Below are 22,371 nucleotides of genomic sequence, written 5' to 3' on the forward strand. Positions count from 1 at the left end.
TATTCAGATAATTATTTGTTAACTTGTGTACATCATATAGGATTAGAAATAAACCGTCTTTTAAATAATGAATAAATAATATAAATGTATCATCTATGATTAAGAAAAACTATTTATTTCTGTTATATCTGTCCCTGTTTTTTTCATTAGCCTTACAATCCCAGGAGCACAGCTTTGGAATCAAAGGCGGGGATTTTGTGTACGACGGGAAACCGGTGAGAATTATATCCGGTGAAATGCATTATGCCCGCATTCCTCATCAATATTGGCGTCACCGTATGCAAATGCTGAAAGCAATGGGGCTTAATGCCGTGGCTACATATGTATTCTGGAATGCGCATGAACCGGAACCTGGAAAATGGGATTTCGCCGGGGATAAGGACCTTGCCGGATATATAAAGACAGCCGGCGAAGAAGGCCTGATGGTGATACTTCGCCCCGGACCGTATGTATGTGCCGAGTGGGAATTCGGAGGGTATCCATGGTGGCTCCAGAATGTCGAAGGTCTGGAACTAAGAAGGGATAATGAACAGTTTCTGAAATATACCCGGCTGTATATGGATCGCTTATATAAGGAAGTCGGAAACCTCCAGATCACAAAGGGGGGGCCGATTGTTATGGTTCAGGCCGAAAATGAATTCGGCTCTTATGTATCTCAACGGAAAGATATTCCCTTGGAAGAGCACAGGGCTTACAATGCTAAGATCGTTCAGCAACTGAAAGATGCCGGCTTTGACGTACCTATGTTCACATCCGACGGCAGTTGGCTTTTCGAAGGAGGCGCTACACCCGGAGCTTTACCTACGGCTAATGGCGAGAGCAACATTGAGAATCTGAAAAAGGTGGTGAACGAGTATAATGGGGGGAAAGGCCCCTATATGGTTGCCGAGTTTTATCCGGGATGGCTTGCTCACTGGGTGGAACCGCATCCGCAAGTGAGCGCTGCAAGTATTGCCCGTCAGACGGAAAAATATCTGCAGAATGAGGTATCCATCAATTACTATATGGTGCATGGCGGAACGAACTTCGGATTTACCAGTGGAGCGAACTATGATAAAAAGCATGATATACAGCCGGATCTGACCAGCTATGACTATGATGCTCCTGTCAGCGAAGCCGGATGGGTCACACCTAAATTCGACTCGGTACGCAATGTTATCCGGAAATATGTGACGTATGAACTTCCTCCTGCCCCGGCCGCAATACCATTGATCGAGATACCTTCTATCAAACTGACTAAGGTTGCCGATATGATGGAAGTGATCGGAGCCCGGAAACCCGTACAAAGCGATAAGCCGATGACTTTTGAACAATTGAAGCAGGGATACGGCTATATTCTGTATTCCCGTCATTTCAATCAGCCGATAAGCGGCAAGCTTGAGATAGAAGGCCTTCGCGATTATGCGCTGGTATACGTGAACGGGGAAAAGGTAGGCGAGTTGAACAGGTATTTTAAGAACTATTCGATGGATATTGATATTCCTTTTAATTCCAATCTGGAAATATTTGTAGAGAATATGGGCCGTATCAATTACGGGTCGGAGATCATACACAATACGAAAGGGATTATCAGTCCCGTTATAATCAACGGGAATATTATAGAAGGTGAATGGGAGATGTACCAGGTGCCGATGAATGAAGCTCCGGCTGTGGATAAAATGGATAGATCACATGTATATGAGTTGGGTGCCGCCGGAAAAATAAAGGGCCGGCCGGCTCTTTATACTGGTACCTTCAATCTGGATGAAACGGGCGATACCTTTATCGACATGGAAGACTGGGGCAAAGGCATTATTTTTATCAACGGTATAAATATCGGTCGCTACTGGAAAGTCGGACCTCAGCAAACACTTTACATTCCAGGCGTATGGCTCAGGAAAGGACAGAATGAAATAGCTATCTTCGAGCAGCAGAACGATAAGGTACATTCGGAAGTGAAAACGGTAAAAGTGCCGGTGCTGACAAAACTGAATGTAAATTAGTATAACCGTAAAAATATTCCTACGTGGTATTCCCCTTTGTTGCGCAGACATTTTTCTAAACGGTCAAGTCTTTAAATAGAGTTATTCCGGTATGATGAGTACGGAAAGTTTCTTCAGTGACAGTGAGGATAGGGACGTTATAACCGTAAGTCTTGATTATAACTGAAATATCAGTAATTACGATAAGATTATCAAATAATGAGAACTAATATACAAAGATTCATACTCCTGATCTTATGTTTAAGTTTGGGTGTAAATACATTTCCTCAGAAGAACAATAACAATGAGCAGAAGCAGGTAAGCGACAGGGCTTACTGGGTAGATTTGCTTTATAAGATGTCAGAACCTGTCCTTAGCAATATGAGTAAAGGGGAACTGAAAAAGAACATGATAGTGGAATATAGCCCTAGCTGGGACGGACGGAACAAAAACGTAGCTTACATGGAAGCATTCGGCCGTTTAATTGCCGGTGTTGCCCCCTGGCTTAATCTCCCGGATGATAACACTCCTGAAGGCAGGCAACGAAAACAAATGCGGGAATGGGCCTTGCTGAGTTATGCAAACGCTGTCGATCCGGAAAATCCCGATTACCTGCTATGGAGCGGTTCAAATCAGATACTTGTAGATGCTGCTTACATAGCCAATAGCTTTATCCGTGCTCCAAAGGCTTTATGGAATCCGCTGGATCAGATAACCAAGGACCGGTATATCAAAGAATTTAAGAGCCTTCGTAAAATCAGACCGGCGTACAACAACTGGTTATTATTCAGAGCCATGATAGAAGCTTTTCTGGCATCGGTTGATGAAGAATATGACGGTTATGTACTCGATGTTGCTATTCGCAAAATAAATGAATGGTATCTTGGAGACGGATGGTACGCCGACGGGCCGGAATATTCCCTCGATTATTACAACGGATACGTAATGCATCCTATGTATGTTGAAATCATAGAAGTAATGGAAAGCAAGAAAATATACAGTCCGGTGAAATTCGATCTGGCCCTCAGACGTATGCAACGGTATAACCAGTTAGTAGAACGCCTGATCTCACCGGAAGCATCCTTTCCGGCCGTAGGGCGCTCTATGACATACCGTATGGGTGCTTTTCAGGCATTATCCCTTTCTGCCTGGAAATACGGCCTGCCTGAAACGATGACTAACGGACAGGTAAGGAATGCACTTACATGTGTTATGAAAAGGATGTTTTCCGTAGGAGGCAATTTTAACAAAGAGGGTTATCTGCAACTCGGTTTTGTCGGGCATCAACCTGATCTGGCCGATTATTACACCAATGCAGGCAGCCTGTATATAACATCCCTGGTATTCCTGCCGTTAGGTCTACCTGCCGGCCATGCATTCTGGACTTCACCTGCCGAAGAATGGACCTCACAAAAAGCATGGAGTGGAAAACCGTTTCTAAAAGATTATCATGAATCTATAAAACAATAGGAAGTATGAAAAGAGTATTGACTATTTGTTTACTTCTGATATGTCTATCCGCCAATGCATATAAAGACCGGGATTTGTTGCAGAAAGCAGCCGGTCAGGAAAAACTGGGAAGTATGCTTGTTACAGATCAAAAATGGGTACGTTATCCGAACTATTCGGATCGGGATAACTGGGATCAGTTTTTTGGTGAAAACAAAACTTATCTGATAGAACAAGGGGAAAAATATCTTAACTATGAATGGAAAGTAGTTAAGGCGACCGATTACCTCGAATATACCAGAAGCGGTGACCGGAGCATTATGGAAAGAATATACAATGGTAACCTGAATGCTGTTTCATCCCTTTTTATAGCTGAAATGGCCGAAGGCAAAGGCAGGTTCATGGATCAATTGACAAATGGAATCTTTCAAGCATGTGAAATGACATCATGGTCTATTTCCGCACACCTGGCTCTACAACGTGTACGAGGTTCATTTCCAAATCTTAATGACCATGTCATAGATCTGGTGTCAGGCGATGTAGGGGCAACGTTTTCCTGGATATATTACTTCTTGAATAAGGAATTTGATAAAATAAATCCGCTCATCTCGGAACGTTTGCACTACGAAATCGAAAACCGTATTCTGACCCCGTATCTGAACGAAACCCGTTTCTGGTGGATGGCGACAAATGCTACATCAGAAAGCGCTTTTGTAAACAACTGGAACCCATGGTGTAACGCCAATGTTATACAATGTTTTCTTTTGGTAGAAAAAGACAAGGACCGTTTGCTGAAAGGAGTTTACAAATCAATGGTATCCGTCGACAAATTCATCAACTATAACCACGATGACGGCGCCTGTGAAGAAGGCCCTTCATACTGGGGGCACGCTGCCGGGAAAATGTATGATTATCTGCAAATACTGTATGATGCGACTAATGGAGGAATATCTATATTCTCAGACCCTATGATAAGGAATATGGGCGAATATATTGCACGCTCATATATAGGTAACGGCTGGGTCGTAAATTTTGCCGACGCTTCGGCTAAAAGCAGCTTGGACTACCGCCTGATTTACCGATACGGCAACATGGTGAAAAGTACGGAAATGGAACAATTCGCTTCTTATCTGAAAAAAGAAAAACCTGAAAAAATATCCACATCCCGTGACACATACAGGCTTTTGGCTGATCTGTCATCCGATAAGGAAATAGATAAATTCAGTCCTGTCCATATTGCCACTCCTTTTACATGGTATCCGGATACAGAATTCTGCTATATGAGCGAAGGGAAACTGTTCTTTGCGGCAAAGGGTGGATATAATGATGAAAGCCATAACCACAACGATACCGGGACATTTTCTTTATATGCCGGTAACGAACCTGTTTTCATAGATGTAGGAGTGGGGACATATACAAGGCAAACATTCAGCAGCGAGCGTTATACGATATGGACCATGCAGAGCGACTATCACAATATACCGCGAATCAACGGCTTTTCTCAAAACTTTGGTAAAAAATATAAGGCTAAAGATTTGAAAGCCGATAAAAATAACAAAACTTTCGTTCTGGACGTTTCGCAATCGTATCCTGCCGAAGCCGGAATAAACAAATGGATACGAAGCTATAAATTATCGAAAAACAGCCTTGTAATAGAAGATAATTATGATATAATGAATGCTCGGACAGCAAACCAATTGAATTTCATGACCTCCGGAAAAGTAGATGCTTCGCAGCCGGGCATTGTAAAAATTACAATAAAAAACAAAACATATCAGCTGATATATGATAAAAATATCTTTGATCCGGTATCAGAAAATATAAAACTAGATGATATCAGGCTATCCGGAGTATGGGGAGATGAAATAGTCAGAATATCATTAAATGCAAAAAAAATAAATAACAGGGGGATCTATAAAATTTTTATTAAAGCTTAAAAAATGAATTTGAGAAATTTTAAACTGCTTTTTCTTACGTTTGCCATGATATCGCTGGTTGCAGCATGTCAGAATAAGCAAAGAGAAAAAGAGGACTTTATAAAAGGTAATGTGAAATTTGCCACAGCCCAGACGGATATAATGTTGCAGGTTGTGGGAGAACCTACAGGTAATAATTATCCCCGGACAATGAAAAGGAACGGGGAACTGGCTGTCACAAGTATGTATGACTGGACTCCCGGATTTTTTCCGGGATCATTATGGTATTTGTACGAACTTACAGGTGAAACAAAATGGAGAGACATGGCAGAAAAATGGACCACATCGCTGGAGCCGCTAAAAACATTTACAGGACACCACGATCTGGGCTTTATGATGTATTGCAGCTATGGCAATGCCGAAAGGCTGGACCCAAAACCGGAGTATAAGGAAATCCTGATAGAAAGTGCGAATTCCCTTTCTTCGCGTTTCAGCGAGAAGACACAGACAATCAAGTCATGGAATTACCGCAAAAACTGGAATGATACAACAGAATGGTTTTATCCTGTAATCATAGACAATATGATGAACCTGGAAATGCTTTTTTATGCATCAAAGGTAAGTGGTGATAAAAAATATTATGACATTGCTGTAAAACATTCCGAATCGACATTGAAAAACCATTTCAGGAAGGATTTCAGCACATACCATGTTGTTGATTATGATACAATAACCGGAAATGTACTGGATCAGGCAACCTGTCAGGGATTTAGTGACAACTCCACATGGTCGCGCGGACAAGCTTGGGCTATATACGGCTTCACCATGGTCTATCGTGAAACAAAAGATCCAAAATTCCTCGATGCAGCTATTAAAGCGACTGAAATGTACCTGAAGAATCTGCCCGAAGACATGGTTCCTTTATGGGATTTCAATGCAGGTGAAGCCGGATATGCGGCAGAAGGGAAATCATATGCCGTAGAATTCCCGGGGAAAGAACTGAGAGATGCTTCCGCAGCTGCCATAGTATGTTCTGCATTATTCGAACTGAGCGGGTATGCTAATAAACCAGAGTATCTGGATTACGCTATAAAAATGCTCTATAGTCTGGCATCTCCGGCATATAGGGCTCCATTAGGTGAAAATGCCGGTTTTCTATTGATGCATAGTGTGGGAAGTATACCTCACAAATCTGAAATAGACAAGCCACTGGTTTATGCTGACTATTATTTTCTGGAAGCGTTGATCAGATACAGGAATATGAATAGTCAAAATAATACTCTCTACCAAGACTAATTTATAAGTATTTGATTATGAGGATAAATTTTATATATTCCGGATTGGCTTTCAGTCTAGCGGTGTTTCTGTTTACGGGGCTTCTTCATGCACAACAGATAGTTACTCCACGGGGTATAGACTGGGCTACATTCCTGCAACAGCATGATTTGGTTTGGACCGGAATAGTTCCGGATTATTATTCGGGAGCCATAATGGGAAACGGACTTCTGGGAAATAATATCTATAAAGAAGGAGAAGCCTATAAATTTCATATAGGAAGGGTCGATGTTACCGAAGGTAGGATGCCGGCAGATAAATCACAATACAGGAACCTGTATCACGGAGCAAGGCTTCCTATCGGATATTTCCTGATGAAGCCTGTTGGTGCGCCGCTTTCCGAAAATATGAGACTCAACCTGTGGGATGCAACTACAACGGGAAATATAATAACAGATAAAGGAAAAATCTCTTTTAAGAGTTATGTGCATGCAACCAGAGATATTATCGTATTGGAAACAGACACAGAAGGGGAAGAAAATGGTTTCCAATGGGACTGGAATGCCTTAAAAGCCATAAGTCCGCGCTATACGTTCGGAAATAAAGATTATCCACAGGAATATATAGACAATCCGAATCCTGATGTAAAAATATATACGGATGGAGAGTACAAGCTGTCTGTACAAAATTTACTGGGCGGGAAAAGTTACATTGTGGCATGGCACGAAATAAAAGAGGGAAATTCCCGTCGTATCTTTATAACCATCTCGCAGGAGCAAACAGAAAAACAGGCTATTGACAAAGCTAAAAAAACAATAAGGGATGCTATCAAGGAAAGTCCAGTAGCCTTGGAAAGCAGCCATAAACAATGGTGGCACGCATATTATCCATCTAGTTTTGTTTCTTTCGGGAACTCTAAAATGGAAAGCTTTTATTGGATACAACAATACAAGTTAGGTTGTATAACCCGCCCCGATAAATATATTATAGACCTTCAGGGGCCATGGGCAATGGAGAAAACACCATGGCCTGCAATTTGGATGAACCTTAATGTTCAATTAACTTATTCTCCCTTATTCACTGCCAATCGTGCAGAAATGTCCGAACCTTTGTGGAAATCGTTAAATGACAATTTGCAAAATCTGGCAGAGAACACATCTGTTAACGAGTGGCAAGAAGATGCTATAGTAATGGGGCGTAGTACCAGTTATCATTTGCTCTCTCCCCTGAAGGCGGATATGGAGGATAAAATGCTCTATGAGACAGGTAATCTGACCTGGATATTATACTACTATTATGAATATTGCGTGTATTTACAGGATGAGAACGAATTATTGGAAAAATTTTATCCTTTGTTGAAGAAAAGCATAGCATATTATACGCATATAAAAGAAAAAAGAGAAGATGGAAAATATCATCTACCGGAAACTGCATCTCCCGAGTACAAGTCTGCCAGAGATTGCAACTATGATTTGTCCCTGCTCCGGTGGGGCTTGAATACCTTACTGAAGATAAATACAACATATAAATTGGGCGATGTAAAAGTTCCTGAATGGAAGGATTTTATAGATAATCTGGTCGATTATCCGGTCGATCCGGAGAAAGGATATATGATAGGTGAAAATGTTAATCTGACCGGTTCTCACAGGCATTATTCTCATCTACTGATGGTTTATCCGCTTCATATGGTTAATTGGGAACAACCGGAAAACAGGGAGCTTATTTCTAAAAGTATATCTCACTGGCAAAGTATGCCTGACTATCTGCAAGGATATTCGTTTACGGGTTCATCATCCATGTATTCAATGATGGGCGACGGACAAAAGGCTGTAGCCCAGTTGCAGAAATTAATAGATAAGTATATCCGTCCTAATACTTTATACAGGGAGACTGGTCCGGTTATAGAGACTCCATTGGCAGGAGCCGCTTCCCTGCAAGAGCTGTTCTTGCAATCATGGGGTGGAAAAATAAGGGTTTTCCCGGCGGTTCCGGAGAATTGGGCGCAGGCTTCTTTTATCAATTTCAGGGCTGAAGGTGCATTTTTGGTAAGTGCTTCCCGTTATAAAGGGAAAACCGTATTTATACAGATAGAAAGTGAAAAAGGTGGAGAATGCCGGGTACAGACATACATGAATACGGATAATCTGAGAGTACAGCAGGCTAAAGGGGCAAAAACAGACTTTTCTGTCATCGACAAGGCTAAAGGGCTGATCAGTATAAGTACCCGGAAGGGAGATATTATACAGTTGACGGACGAAACTTTGGATACTATAATCCCAAAACCAGTAAAACATCCAAAGGAGGAATGTAACCCTTACGGTTATAAACGATAATTTTGAGTGATTTTTCTTTATATTGAAAGATTATTTTACTGATACAACAAAACTATGCATAAATAATAAAATAGAACTAAGACGGCTGATTGTCAATAATATTGATAATCAGTCATCTCAATTCTATTTATATAATAAAAAAGTAGTGTGTATCTAATTTAAAATGGTTATATACTTTTAGTTCTCTAAACCGGGATTAGCTTGAATAGCCTCTTTAGGTATCTGAATCGTATAACGGGGATCATCTTGCTGTAAGGTATATGTTTGCCCATTTATTTCTTTGATAATCTGAGGGCGTGTTGTACGGCGAAGGTCATACCAGCGGTGTCCTTCGAAAGCCAATTCACGGGCTCTTTCAGTTAATATTTCTTCAATCAACTCCGATTTAGACATTGCATTTACGGCTGTTTCCTTCACGCTATAGCCTGCCGGATTATACCGCTTTTTCATAAGTTCCAGCAAACGTTTACGGGCTTGCGACAGATCATCTTTGTTGGCTGCCGCTTCGGCAGATGTGAGATAAAACTCCCCTGTCCTGAATGTTTGCCGGTATTGCGTGTATCCTGTCTTTTTACTTGAGTAATAGCCATTATAATTCGGGCCTTCAAAATAGAACCCAAAACGCAGGTCATTGGCATCATACATATCAATGAATGTTTGAGTCAGGAAAGCTGACCTCGTAACCTGCTGACTAGGAGTCAATTCCATTGCTGTAATAACTTCTCCACATGTGTACAAAGTAGGGACAACGGCATCGGCCGCATTTAAGTCTTCCAGATATGCCTGATTTGCAATAACCTCTTCAGCTTTGTTATACGCACTTTCCCAATTACCCATATAGAGAGCTATTCTGGCATCGAAAGCAGAGACCGAAGTTGTATTGAACCGGTATAGATATTTATTCTCATCCCACGTTTTCACATTGATAAGCCAGCGGGCCACAGTCATATCATCCAGTATAGATTTGTAGACTTCTTCAACAGTGTTTCTTGTCAGTACAGCCTCTAGATCATTATTTAATTTTAGGGGAACGGCTTTTGTTGTCAGAGCTCCGGGTTTAGTATATGGCTGACCATAGAAGTTGACAAGTATGAAATGGCAATAAGCACGCATCATATAAGCTTCTCCCGCTAGCTGATTTACCTCTTCCTGTGAACCATTTTTTATTGTTTTGTCATTATATGCATTTATTATTTCATTAGCTATAAATATTGTATAGTAATAATAAAGCCACCCGGTTCTGAATGACGCATCACTCGACGGCCGGTCGATCCATATCTGTATATCACCATAGTTAGCCATATCATACTCGTCAGCCTCATTGACCAGCATCTCATCTGCACGGAATCCGGCAGCTCCCCTGTCGCTGGGAAAACCGTTGTATGCACCGGTAAGTAGAGCGCGGTACTCGTCCAATGTCTCCGGAATGACACTACCGGTAGGTTTTATATCGAGGTAATCACCGCAGGATGATAATGTCAATATGCCGCTAAAGAGTAGTAATTGTATTATATATTTCATAACAGTCATTGATTTGGGTTATTAAAAATTGAAGTTCAAACTAAAAACAAATGATCGCGGAATAGGTGTTGCAAATTTATTCCCCATAGTTTCAGGATCTAAATAATTCTTGTAACTGGAACCCCATACCAGCAGGTTGCGGGTTTCCAAGGCAACTGTCGCGTTATTTATTGTCAGTTTCCGGGTTAATGCCTGTGGTATATTATATGCTAACCTGACATTCTGCAGACGGAAATAGTTTTGTTTCTTAACCCATATATCCAGATTGTAATAGATATCATTCCGTGAGTTATACCAGTCATACTCAAGACTGCGCGTAACACCATCCCAGATAGCCGGGAATTTTCCGTCAGGATTTTCGGGAGTCCATCTATCCAGTATGGAAGTATCGGTATTTTGTCCTATATGGGTAGAACTGTTGCTGTAAGGCGGCCTGATTTGGACATGCGCCCCCAGATAATATGCTATATTGCATGACAACTCCCAGTTCTTATATGAGAATGTGTTCAGTATTCCACCTGTATATGGAGCATCTTTAGTTCCCATATATGAGTAAAATCCGCGTTCCTGAAGCGGTGTTACATCCGAGGAGGCCAGGCCTATTCCCCAAACATCCTGTAACTTATATAGTTCTTCTAAAGAGACCCTATTCCCCTGTTTGTCTACAAACAATGGAAGGCCATCTTCATCCAGCCCGTCTGTTTTCAGGGCGAATATTGCCCCTGCAGGATACCCTTCCCTACTTGGAAGGACATTTTGGTCGCCCACCTTTTCTTTCAGGACTTTGTTTTTATTATATGCGAAGTTAAGGTTTGTATACCATGAGAAATCTTTGGTTGTAATATTCTCAGTCCTTAGAGCAATCTCAATACCTTTATTAGTCATACTTGCCCAGTTAATGCTTGTAGAATAGAATCCTGTTTCGAGCGGCAGCATCTGGAACCCTATAAGGTCTGTACCTTTGCGGTAATAATAATCGACACTAAGATTTACTCTTTGTTTCAATACAGAAAGATCTACACCGAGATTAACTGATGTTGTTTTCTCCCAACGCAACTTGTCATTCGGCGCACTGGCTATACTTATAATTTGCTCCGATCCGTCAGGTAATAGGCTTCTAACCTCATATTTACCCAATAAATATGGCGATGTTTTTTTATCAATATTACCCTGAATACCATAAGAAGCTCTGATAGCCAGGTTATCCAGCCAGTTTTTCTGGTCTTTCATAAATGGTTCTTCCATTATTCTCCACGACCCGCTTACGGAATAAAGAGGTAAATAGCGGTATTTTGGGTCTACCCCAAAAAGATCCGAACCATCGAAACGAATACTACCTCCCAGTATATAACGTTGTAATAAAGAGTAAGATGCAGTGGCAAAGAAAGAGGCATAGGCATTGACCTGCCTGATTCTTTGATACTGTCTGTATCTGGATAATTGTGCACTGGATGCATCCGGAAAAACAATTGGTTGAGTCGTTTCTGCTGAAGGGCTATATCCGAATCCGGCGCTATACAAAGTAGTATACCATGTTTTCCTGATTTCGCTACCGCCCATCACTTCTAATTCGTGTATGCCGTTGTAAGTATCCCTGTATTCGGCCATACCTTTCCATGCAACTTGTGAGTTATCGTTTTCATTATTTCTGATAACACCTCCATCAGGCAGAAAAGATTTACCTCCTTTGAAGCTATCCTGACGAAGTTCCCGCATTGTGAAAGATTCTTCTTCCGCTATCTGTTTTACCGATGTCTTGTCTGACTGTATGCCAAGTTGGGATGTCAGTTTCAACCGGTCACTCAATAGCCGGAATTCCAAATCCCAGATAATGTTTGACGAGGTAATATCTGTCTTATTGCTCGTGTTTTCATATTCTTCGAATATATTAAACTTAAGACCTCTGTCGCTATCCTGTACGTTGTAATCATATGAGTAATTTCCATTAGCATCATAAGGCTGTTGGTAAGGATTTGCTTTACGGGAATACGACAACGGATTTGCATTGCCGTATGTATCAGATAAATATGAACTGTTAGTCCGGCGATTGAGATGGATTGTTAAGCCCGTTTTTACATGATTATTAAATTTATAATTCGTTTTACTCATTAAGCTGAAACGATCGGACGAAACTTTTTCCACATTACCATTCTGGGAAGAATAGCTGAACGAGTTGTAATACTGCATATTGTCACTTCCTCCCGATACACTTATATTATATTCCTGGTCGAATGTATCCCTGAAAAGAATATCGTTCCAGTCAGTATTGATCGTCCTCAGGCTATTGATTTCCTGTTGTACCTGCGAAGGAAGAGCATTCCAGCCATTATTAAGGTAATTGTTTACCAGATTATTATTTTGTAATATTTGGTGGACACCTCCCATTTTTTGCAGATACATATTATCATATCTTAGTAAGTCCAGTTCAAGCCCTACTTTTTGATCGGCATTCATCAGATTCAGGCGGTCGATATTTCTTTTAGGAGAATAGGTTAATTTAGTAGATACATTTACTCTGGGTTTTCCTATCTTCCCTTTTTTTGTGGTAATAACGATTACGCCGTTTGCAGCACGGGTTCCATAAATGGCAGTGGCTGCCACATCTTTAAGTATTGTTATGCTTTCTATATCGGACGGGCTTAGTCCTGCAATAGATGATTGGCGGATATTATCAAGGTCGTTGTCATTCTCCAGTGCCGGTATATCGGTACCTTCGAGAGGCATACCATCGAGAACCCATAAAGGGTCTTGTGTACCGTTTAACGATGCAGTACCACGGATACGTAATTTTACAGGGGCTGTGGGCGAACCCGAAGTCAGCACGGAAGACAATCCGGCCACTTGTCCGGCCAGTGCCTGATCTATACTGTTTACAGTACCGACACTTTCGTCCGAAATAGACACGGTGGTAATAGCAGCCGTCAGCTTTCTGCGTTCTATGGTCTGATAACCGGTAACTACTACAGCATCCAGCGCGTTTCCAGACTCTTTCATTGTAATAGTAACAACCGCTTTACCGCGAATATCCACTTGCTGCGTTTCGAAACCTATAAAAGCGCAGGTTAAATGTGTAATACCTTTGGGGACAGATAAAGTAAATTCACCTTCAGCATCGGCAATAGTTCCCATGTTATAGTTCGTAATCATTCCTTCTACACCGGTTTTCTCTCCGATTGTGCTTTTATCGATATATACCGATGCGCCCGGAAGCGGGGTTCCATCTTCGGCAAATACCTTACCTTTGATAAGGATGGTGTTTTGGGCCGAAAGGGTGATGGTGGAAATAATAAGAAGCAATAGAGTTAATAATCTCATTATTTTACAGTTTTTAGTTTTTACAACAATTAATTTACTTAACGTAAAGACTTGTCGATGCGTAGCAACATGTCTTCATAGTGATAGCGGGTAGCTTCGTCTGTACTGGTTAACCTTGACTTCATCAAACGTTCGATCCGGAGTAATGTCCCTCTTTTTATTGAAACTGATTCTGAAACCCGTTTTAGTCCGGAATAAACCTTGGTAGAGTTGAAGTTTTCATTTTCATTGTTCAGGCTTTTCTTCTCTTTACTGACTTCATTACGGTCAGCAGCTATAATAAGAGCGTCGATAAATCCTTTTTGTGTCGCTTTTTCAATTACATTTAACGGGCGGCCTTGTATTGTCGTTGAAAAAATAGCCTTGTACAGGTCTCCCAGCAGTTCGGTTGCGGTATAAGCCATTTTTCCATTTTGAGCCTCATTATTAATCATCCTGTCGAGCCGTTCATCGTTTAATAAATCCCACAGGACAAATGATTGCGCGCTTGTATAGCTTACAAAGGGATCATATTCTCTGTACCCTTCAGGAGATTCCTTTATGGGGTACACATAGTTATAAAGATCGTCTCCGAACAACCATTCGGGATATGAAATAACGTTGTCAATCAAATATTGAACCGATTTCTTTTGTATATCGCGGGGAACATGTACATAGCTTTTGTTTCCATCGCCATAGACTGTACGGTTGACATACATACCTCCGACATTGGTCAATACATGATATGAGTACAGATGCCATTGCCCGATAATATCATTCATCAGTTTCCCGGCTTTGAGATAATCGTCCCCTTCTTTTGTCGTCCATTTCAGAATTTCAGGAACGATATGTTTTAAATTCTTCAATCCATATTCACTGGCTTTTACAGCATCATCGCCCAAATCTTCGCTCTGGGCCCTTGGATCGACAGCTTCACGCATATCCTGTTGCGGAAGATAGTGATACTGAGAATTCTTATAGGCCTCCGCTACCATTGTTTTTAATCCGGGCAGTTCCTTATGTGCGTCGTTTTCCGGATAAAGACGGTATGCCCACTCAATGGCAAATTTGTCGTACACTCCTATCTTGGGTGTAATGGAGGTCACATTGTCTTCGGGTTGGGCAATATAATTAAAACGGGCATAATCCATAATAGAACTTGCCGTAGCCATTCTGGAGCAGAAAGATTCGCTGCGCAAAGAATCGACCGGATAAGAAAATGATGCGCCCATGTTATGTTTTAAACCTAAAGTATGTCCGATTTCATGAGAGGATATAAAACGAATAGCTTCTCCCATATGTTCATCATCGAACTTGTTAAGTCTCGATTTTTCATCTATGACGCCGGTTTGTACACGCATCCAGGAATGTACGGCTGTCATTACATTATGCCACCAAATAACATCGGACTCTATAATCTCGCCCGAACGCGGATCGAATACCGATGGTCCCATTGCATTGGCCCTGTCCGATGCTGCATATGTTACTGCCGAATAACGGACATCGTCTATGTCAAAATCCGTTTCGCCGGTTACTTCTTTTGCAATGATTGCATTTTTGAATCCTGCGGCTTCAAATGCTTTCTGCCAATCGTAAACGCCCTGTATTATATGTTTTCGCCATTGTGCAGGCGTCGCCGGATCAATATAGAAAACGATTGGCTTGACAGGATCAGATAATTCTCCGCGAAAATAAGCTTCTTTATCTTTAGGCTCGAGACGCCAGCGTGTCACTACTTCTCTTTTTTCAAGTTCATGTTGTTCATCGCTAAAGTACCAGCGGGGGGTAGTAAAATATCCCACACGTGTATCTTCGAAACGCGGAGTCATTGGTGTTTCAGGCAATAATACAAGGTTGGATGTAACCTCTACGGTAAGATTGGCTTCTGTCCGGGCTCCCGGTATTTTAGTTGTCTGCATAGATTTAACAACAATGTTTTGCGGAAAGCTTTTCATCGTAGAGATATAAGAATAATCGCTTATCGGGGTGGTACCGATTCCTGTCATTCCGAACACATTATTAAAGCTGGTTTTTGTTCCGTCATAGACCTTATTGACCTTGATCAATACAGCTGTACTATCCTGATTATATGCTTCTATATTGAATGATTCTAAAATAGACATACCAAAGTTGCTGGCAACGCTTTCACTGATTTTAGTCAGGCCCGATACTTCAATAAATGGCTTATATTGTAAGGTATATACCTTTTTCTGATCTTTGTTTATTTCGAACTGGATGACTATGCTTTCGAAATTCATGCCTTTATTGATTCCGGCATCATTAAAATTGGACGGTACCTGTGATATTTTATTTACAATAAGGAAATCGCGTCTGGTTAGGCTGTCCGGAATAAGAAAATAAAAATCATTTTGCTTTTTATAGATAGGGAAAAGACCTGTGTCGCACGTCGCGCTATCTGTAATTTGTTTGAATTTATCCGTTTTTTCAACTTTTTCGGCAGGTTTTTCTTTCTCCTTCTTTTTCTTAAATACTCCAACGTTAGCTTCTACTGTAAATGGTAAAAATAAAATAATAAAAAATAATAAAATTCTCATAAGACATAACTTTGGCTTAAAAGTAAGGAAGTAATATCTTCTGAGGAAAAAAAATGTAATGAACAACCGAAAATAGGTAGTGAATGGTGATTAATTACGAATATAATGCTAAGAAAGAAGAGGGATTTTAGCAAAATAATATCCATCTTGTATTTTGAATGTGCATTTTGTTTTTGTTAAAATTGAATATCTTTTAATAAGATTATCGATACCTTTCCCGGAATAATCATCATCCTGTTCCCGCGGATTATAATTATTTGCAACGACGATAAATTCTCCTTCCGCATAAATACGAATATAAAGCGGTTCGCTATCCGATATCTTGGTATGCTTAATACAGTTTTCAACCAATAATTGCAATGAAATAGGTAAGATCCTGTAAGCCAGTATTTCTTCAGATAATGTTATTTCCGTTACAATTTTATTCGCAAACCGGATTTTCTGCAAGTTGATATAATTCTCGGTAAACTCCAGTTCTTCTACTAATGTAACAATGTTTTGATTTTCCTGTTTCAACATGTATCTATAGAGATTGGATAATGTAATCGCAAAATATTTGGCAACTTCCGCGTCTTTACTTATGAGTACGCGCAGGCTGCCGAGAGAGTTAAACAGGAAATGAGGATTCAGCCCGCTTTTCAATCTCTCTAATTCCGTAGATATCATAGTTTGCTTATGTTGTTCACTTTTAAGCAGGAGATTCATATTTTCCTGTTCAATTTGCCGACGGCGAACCGCTTCTTTTCGCCACCGATAAATTCCTAACCCAAAAACCATTAGAAATGAGAAGATTGCAAGTAAAGAAACGACCAGAAAATCATTTGCAGTCTTTTGTATCGATTCACTTATACTTAAATCAGGAAGATGAGCGGTAAATAGCCATTGTTCATTATCTGAACTATGTAGTTTGTAATAGCTATATACAGGAAGGTCGAGATAATCCGATTTTGTATTGATTATCGTGTCTTTCGGGTTTGATAAAAGGTGCTTTTCATATTCCATATCCTGCGTCCGTATGGCAGAGCCTATTTTTTTTTCGTTAGGATGGTAAAGATATATACCTTTGTTTATGATGGTAATATATGCAGAGCTTGGAATCGGGGATTCGGACACCCGTTTATGAAAATCTAACAAGTTGACCAGTAAACAAAGCCTTTCGTTTTGGTTGACTGCAAGAGAAAATTTGAAAAACAACTGATTATCCTTATCATATATCTCGCGCCAAACGCCCGAAGAATATTTCTGTCCTTTGCTTAGAGGCTCTAAAGTAATATCACTAATACTGGGATCGAGGGCCCTGATTTTTTCGATAATTTTTTGTAAAGCATCTTTTTCATCGTTGTCTTCTAACAGGACTTTGATAAGAGAGAGATTCTTATCATAATCATCAAGCATATCGACTATTATCTGGATACTACCCAATGCAACGTTTGTCGTCATAACATCAGCCCGGACAGCAGCTTCTTTTTTTACACTGTTATTTACATACCAGGCCGCCATAAAAAAGCATAAAAGAATAAATACACTTACCCAGAAGTATATACTGGAAAAAAGGCCATCCGTTATCTTTCTAACCATTGCTTGAATTCTTTTATCTTTTCGGAACTAACAATAATCTCCTCTCCGGGTTCAGGGAATAATTTTACTTTTATCCGGTTCTTAGAATAAGGTGTAAAAGAAACGATGCTGTTGAAATTTATGATATAACGGCGGTTCAGCCTGAAAAACTCACGATTATCAAGAATTTCTTCCAACTTATATAATGTGTTTTCGTAAAAGTATTTTTTTCCTGACTTTGTCATAGCAAACAGGTAACGTCCTTCAGCCATAAAATAAGCTACATCTTCTACATTTACCGGGATTTGAGTTTTACCCAGATTAAGCATGATGCGGTTCAGATATTTTTTCTGAGGCAAAGATGTCTTATCTAAATAATCTAACAGATTGTCTAATCCGGTCATAAAATTGCCTCTTGTTTCTTTGTATTTATTCAGGGCTTGTCCAAGATCCTTATCGTCGACAGGCTTTAATAAGTATCCGATACTGTTTACCTGAAAAGCCCGGATAGCATACTGATCGTAAGCTGTAGTAAAAATGACCGGACTTTTTACTTCTACCTTGTCGAATATAGCGAAAGAACTGCCGTCACTTAAGTGAATGTCCAGAAAGATCAGGTCACACTCGTTTTGTTGCAGCCACTCTATTGTAGAAGCAACACTCTGCATCTGCCCTACTATCCTGATATTACTGTCCATATCAAGTAGTTTCTCGGCCAGCTCCAGCGCCAGAAGATGCTCATCTTCTACAATTAGTACATTCATTGGTGTTTATGTTGTTACTTACAAATGACAAAAGTAATAAAAAATGAACCGGAGGCATTTTTATTTTACATATTTAAACATCTTGCTTAGAGTATAGTAGGAATATCTTTGGTGTTTGAAACGGGATCAAATGGGGGAACACGTGAGATTTTGTTTTTCTGTAAAAGTTTATCTATCGTATTTTGAAGTGTACTGGCTTTTAGTGTACTGGTTTGCAAAAAGGGAGTTCTTTGCAGTATTGTTGATTTATCTCCATTCTGCTTCAGTTTATTCATTTATTTGATAATGAGATTTTTACTTGTTGTGTTCTTTCTGCCTATACCATTGCTTTATAATCCCAAGCAACATTTTTGATAGCTTTTGACCATTTTTTTATGGCTCCGATGCTTTAATAAAAAGTTCTTTGTATGCAGATTGATTTATAATAGTAATAATTAACCAATTTTCTAAATTCATACCATGATGAAAAAAATAAGGAAAATCTTCAAGTTGTTTCTTTTCTCATATTATGGGGCTATCTACATCTGGAATCAGAGGTAGAAGGGATGTTAAAGCCAAAGACAAACATGATCTCCTTGATAGAGGTTGATCAAACATAACTATTTGAAACATTAATATAACAGAATCTAAGAATGGAAGGCATGAAAAAATCACTTCTATGTGCACTCTTCCTTTTAATGTGCACGATTGTTCAGGCACAAAGCCTGACAGTACAAGGAAAAGTGGTTTCCAAAACTGATGGAGAACCAATTATTGGTGCTACAGTACTGGATACTAATAAAAAAACAAATGGAACTATTACCGATACTGAAGGCAACTTTACACTATCAGTTGAGGATGGGACAGAACTTCTGATTTCTTATGTCGGATTTAAGGCTGTTCAGGTAAAGGCGGAGGCTATATTGAATATTGTTTTGGAAGAAGATCAGGAAATGTTAAAAGAAGTGGTTGTAACGGGATATACCACTCAGCGCAAAGCCGATCTGACAGGTGCTGTCTCTGTAGTCAGCATAGATGAAATTGCAAAGCAGAATGAGAACAATCCGATGAAGGCTTTGCAAGGACGAGTTCCCGGAATGAATATTACAGCTGATGGTAATCCGAGTGGTAATACTACTATCCGTATCCGGGGTATAGGAACATTGAACAACAACGACCCTCTTTATATTATAGATGGTGTACCTACTAAATCAGGAATGCACGAGTTGAATGGTAATGACATCGAGTCCATTCAGGTATTGAAAGATGGGGCTTCCGCTTCTATCTATGGATCTCGTGCTGCAAATGGCGTTATCATCATTACAACTAAAAAAGGCCGAAACGGGCAGTTGAAAATTAATTTTGATGCTTCTGTTGCTGCTTCCATGTATACCAATAAGATGAAAGTGTTGAATGCCGAAGGATATGGACGCGCCATGTGGCAGGCTTATGTAAATGAGGGGCAAGACCCTAATACCAATGCTTTGGGTTATAAATACAATTGGGGATACGATACAAACGGGTATCCGCAGCTAAACAGTATCAGTATGTCTAAGTATCTTGATTCCGGTAACACAGTTCCGGCAGCAGATACAGATTGGTTTGATGAAACAACCCGTACCGGTTTTATACAGCAATATAATGTATCAGTAAGCAACGGCTCGGAAAAAGGGAGTTCTTTCTTCTCTTTGGGTTATTATAAGAATCTGGGTATCATAAAAAATACTGATTTTGAACGCTTTTCAGCTCGTATGAATACCGAATATAACCTGATCGATAAAATGTTAACTGTCGGAGAGCATTTCACATTGAACCGGACTTCGGAAGTACAGGCTCCGGGAGGATTCTTACAGAATGTATTACAGTTTAACCCTTCTCTCCCTGTTTATGATATCAATGGAGGATATGCAGGCCCTGTAGGCGGTTATCCAGACCGTGAAAATCCGGTTGCAAGATTAGACCGTAACTCAGATAACCGTTATACATACTGGCGCATGTTTGGTGATGCTTATGTAAACCTCAATCCGTTTAAGGGATTTAATCTGCGTTCTACATTCGGATTGGATTATTCTCAGAAATCACAACGGCTCTTTACCTATCCGATCACTGAAGGGAATGTTGCCAATAACAAGAACGCCGTGGAAGCCAAGCAAGAACACTGGACCAAATGGATGTGGAATGCTATTGCCACTTATAACGTAGAAGTAGGCAAACATCGGGGTGATGCGATGGTGGGTACGGAACTTAACCGTGAAGATGATAGCTATTTCTCTGGTTATAAAGAAGATTTTTCTATTTTAAATCCCGATTATATGTGGCCAAATGCCGGTTCGGGCACGGCACAGGCTTACGGTTCGGGAGAAGGTTTCTCTTTGGTTTCATTCTTTGGAAAGTTGAATTATACTTATGATGATAAGTATTTGGCTTCATTGACTTTACGTCATGATGGCTCTTCCCGTTTCGGAAAGAATAACCGATATGCAACTTTCCCTTCTTTTTCGTTGGGATGGCGTATAAGCAGTGAAAACTTTATGAAAGACCTCACTTGGATCGATGATTTGAAAATCCGTGGTTCATGGGGGCAGACAGGTAATCAGGAAATATCCAACATTGCCCGCTATACTATTTATGTTCCTAATTATGGTGTAACAGAATCGGGAGGACAAAGCTATGGTACTTCTTATGATATTGCCGGAACCAACGGAGGAAGTATTCTACAGTCAGGGTTCAAGCGTAACCAAATAGGCAATGATGATATAAAATGGGAAACAACGACCCAAACCAATCTCGGGCTTGACTTTTCGGTTCTTAAACAGAGTTTGTATGGATCATTCGATATGTTCTATAAGAAAACAACAGATATTTTGGTGCAAATGGCAGGTATTGCGGCAATGGGGGAAGGCAGTACCCAATGGATTAATGCCGGTGAAATGGAGAATACCGGCTTTGAGTTCAATCTCGGCTATCGCAATAAAACTTCTTTTGGTCTGAAGTACGACTTAAATGCAAATATATCTTCTTATCGGAATGAAATTACAGCATTGCCGGGTACCGTTGCAGCAAATGGAACTTTTGGAGGTAATGGTGTTCGGAGCGTGATTGGGCATGCCAATGGTTCTCAGGTAGGCTATGTAGCCGACGGTATTTTCAAATCTCAGGAAGAAGTCGATAATCATGCAACACAGGAAGGCGCTGGTTTAGGACGTATCCGCTGGCGCGATCTGGATAATAATGGTGTGATTGATGAAAGAGATCAACAATGGATTTATGATCCTACTCCATCTTTCAGCTATGGACTTAATATCTATCTGGAGTATAAAAACTTTGATTTTACTATGTTCTGGCAAGGTGTACAAGGTGTAGATGTAATTAGTGATTTGAAGAAAGAAACTGATCTGTGGAGCGGTCTTAATATCGGTTTCTTGAATAAAGGTGACCGTGTACTTGGCGCCTGGTCTCCAACTAATCCCAATTCGGATATTCCTGCACTGTCGCGCAGTGATTTAAATAATGAGAAACGCGTCTCTACTTACTTTGTAGAGAATGGCTCTTTCTTGAAGCTACGCAATGCACAGCTCGGTTATAATGTCCCTGAAAATTTTGCGAAGAAATTGAAAATGAGTCGCCTCCGTTTCTATTTTAGTGCACAGAACGCATTGACTATTAAAAGTAAGACTTTTACAGGTGTCGACCCTGAAAATGCAAACTATGGTTATCCTATTCCGATGAATTTGACTTTTGGGTTTAATGTCGGTTTTTAATAAAAT

12 protein-coding genes are annotated in these 22,371 nt (G+C 40.2%); 6 read left to right on the forward strand and 6 right to left on the reverse strand.

The window, feature by feature from the left end; genetic code table 11:
• Window positions 1-95: 95 nt before the first annotated feature.
• The 5 genes from ACYQ3L_RS03420 (at window position 96) to ACYQ3L_RS03440 (ending at window position 8,934) form a co-directional block, all read left to right on the forward strand.
• The gene (locus ACYQ3L_RS03420) at window positions 96-1,982 is read left to right on the forward strand and encodes a glycoside hydrolase family 35 protein (RefSeq protein ID WP_379993381.1); all 1,887 of its coding nucleotides are present in this window, start codon (window positions 96-98) and stop codon (window positions 1,980-1,982) included.
• 198 nt (window positions 1,983-2,180) lie between these two features.
• Window positions 2,181-3,431, forward strand: coding sequence for a DUF2264 domain-containing protein (locus ACYQ3L_RS03425; RefSeq protein WP_379993380.1), 1,251 nt, complete (start codon window positions 2,181-2,183; stop codon window positions 3,429-3,431).
• Window positions 3,432-3,436: 5 nt separating this feature from the next.
• Window positions 3,437-5,347, forward strand: a complete 1,911-nt coding sequence (locus ACYQ3L_RS03430) for a heparinase II/III family protein (protein ID WP_379993379.1) — start codon at window positions 3,437-3,439, stop codon at window positions 5,345-5,347.
• Window positions 5,348-5,350: 3 nt separating this feature from the next.
• The gene (locus ACYQ3L_RS03435; RefSeq protein WP_379993378.1) at window positions 5,351-6,622 is read left to right on the forward strand and encodes a glycoside hydrolase family 88 protein; all 1,272 of its coding nucleotides are present in this window, start codon (window positions 5,351-5,353) and stop codon (window positions 6,620-6,622) included.
• Between the two features lie 17 nt (window positions 6,623-6,639).
• Entirely contained in the window at window positions 6,640-8,934 is a 2,295-nt protein-coding gene (locus ACYQ3L_RS03440; protein WP_379993377.1) for a glycosyl hydrolase family 95 catalytic domain-containing protein, read from the forward strand.
• A gap of 177 nt (window positions 8,935-9,111) precedes the next feature.
• Here ACYQ3L_RS03440 and ACYQ3L_RS03445 read toward each other — a convergent pair whose 3' ends face one another.
• The 6 genes from ACYQ3L_RS03445 to ACYQ3L_RS03470 all read right to left on the reverse strand — a co-directional run bounded on the left by ACYQ3L_RS03445 (window position 9,112) and on the right by ACYQ3L_RS03470 (window position 18,900).
• Window positions 9,112-10,455: a RagB/SusD family nutrient uptake outer membrane protein gene (locus ACYQ3L_RS03445; RefSeq protein ID WP_379993376.1), complete on the reverse strand. Its 1,344-nt coding sequence runs from the start codon at window positions 10,453-10,455 to the stop codon at window positions 9,112-9,114.
• Window positions 10,456-10,476: 21 nt separating this feature from the next.
• On the reverse strand, window positions 10,477-13,770 hold the full coding sequence (locus tag ACYQ3L_RS03450) for a SusC/RagA family TonB-linked outer membrane protein (RefSeq protein ID WP_379993375.1): 3,294 nt from the start codon (window positions 13,768-13,770) through the stop codon (window positions 10,477-10,479).
• A gap of 38 nt (window positions 13,771-13,808) precedes the next feature.
• Window positions 13,809-16,304, reverse strand: a complete 2,496-nt coding sequence (locus ACYQ3L_RS03455; RefSeq protein WP_379993374.1) for a zinc-dependent metalloprotease — start codon at window positions 16,302-16,304, stop codon at window positions 13,809-13,811.
• A gap of 108 nt (window positions 16,305-16,412) precedes the next feature.
• A complete protein-coding gene (locus tag ACYQ3L_RS03460) occupies window positions 16,413-17,882 on the reverse strand; it encodes a sensor histidine kinase (protein WP_379993373.1) in 1,470 nt (489 codons plus the stop codon).
• The gene (locus ACYQ3L_RS03465) at window positions 17,867-18,625 is read right to left on the reverse strand and encodes a LytR/AlgR family response regulator transcription factor (RefSeq protein ID WP_379993372.1); all 759 of its coding nucleotides are present in this window, start codon (window positions 18,623-18,625) and stop codon (window positions 17,867-17,869) included. Before ACYQ3L_RS03465 ends, ACYQ3L_RS03460 begins: the two co-directional genes overlap by 16 nt.
• An 86-nt stretch (window positions 18,626-18,711) precedes the next feature.
• Window positions 18,712-18,900: a hypothetical protein gene (locus ACYQ3L_RS03470; protein ID WP_379993371.1), complete on the reverse strand. Its 189-nt coding sequence runs from the start codon at window positions 18,898-18,900 to the stop codon at window positions 18,712-18,714.
• Window positions 18,901-19,266: 366 nt separating this feature from the next.
• Here ACYQ3L_RS03470 and ACYQ3L_RS03475 point away from each other — a divergent pair, with 366 nt between their 5' ends.
• Entirely contained in the window at window positions 19,267-22,365 is a 3,099-nt protein-coding gene (locus tag ACYQ3L_RS03475; protein ID WP_379993370.1) for a SusC/RagA family TonB-linked outer membrane protein, read from the forward strand.
• Window positions 22,366-22,371: the final 6 nt, after the last annotated feature.

The sequence above is a fragment of the Dysgonomonas termitidis genome, assembly GCF_054657735.1.

What these genes read in the sequence shown, in the direction of transcription:
- ACYQ3L_RS03420 (WP_379993381.1), top strand. Translation starts at nt 96, where the DNA reads ATGATTAAGAAAAACTATTTATTTCTGTTATATCTGTCCCTGTTTTTT.
- ACYQ3L_RS03435 (WP_379993378.1), top strand. Translation starts at nt 5,351, where the DNA reads ATGAATTTGAGAAATTTTAAACTGCTTTTTCTTACGTTTGCCATGATA.
- ACYQ3L_RS03430 (WP_379993379.1), top strand. Translation starts at nt 3,437, where the DNA reads ATGAAAAGAGTATTGACTATTTGTTTACTTCTGATATGTCTATCCGCC.
- ACYQ3L_RS03460 (WP_379993373.1), bottom strand. Translation starts at nt 17,882, where the DNA reads ATGGTTAGAAAGATAACGGATGGCCTTTTTTCCAGTATATACTTCTGG.
- ACYQ3L_RS03470 (WP_379993371.1), bottom strand. Translation starts at nt 18,900, where the DNA reads ATGAATAAACTGAAGCAGAATGGAGATAAATCAACAATACTGCAAAGA.
- ACYQ3L_RS03445 (WP_379993376.1), bottom strand. Translation starts at nt 10,455, where the DNA reads ATGAAATATATAATACAATTACTACTCTTTAGCGGCATATTGACATTA.
- ACYQ3L_RS03425 (WP_379993380.1), top strand. Translation starts at nt 2,181, where the DNA reads ATGAGAACTAATATACAAAGATTCATACTCCTGATCTTATGTTTAAGT.
- ACYQ3L_RS03465 (WP_379993372.1), bottom strand. Translation starts at nt 18,625, where the DNA reads ATGAATGTACTAATTGTAGAAGATGAGCATCTTCTGGCGCTGGAGCTG.
- ACYQ3L_RS03455 (WP_379993374.1), bottom strand. Translation starts at nt 16,304, where the DNA reads ATGAGAATTTTATTATTTTTTATTATTTTATTTTTACCATTTACAGTA.
- ACYQ3L_RS03475 (WP_379993370.1), top strand. Translation starts at nt 19,267, where the DNA reads ATGAAAAAATCACTTCTATGTGCACTCTTCCTTTTAATGTGCACGATT.
- ACYQ3L_RS03450 (WP_379993375.1), bottom strand. Translation starts at nt 13,770, where the DNA reads ATGAGATTATTAACTCTATTGCTTCTTATTATTTCCACCATCACCCTT.
- ACYQ3L_RS03440 (WP_379993377.1), top strand. Translation starts at nt 6,640, where the DNA reads ATGAGGATAAATTTTATATATTCCGGATTGGCTTTCAGTCTAGCGGTG.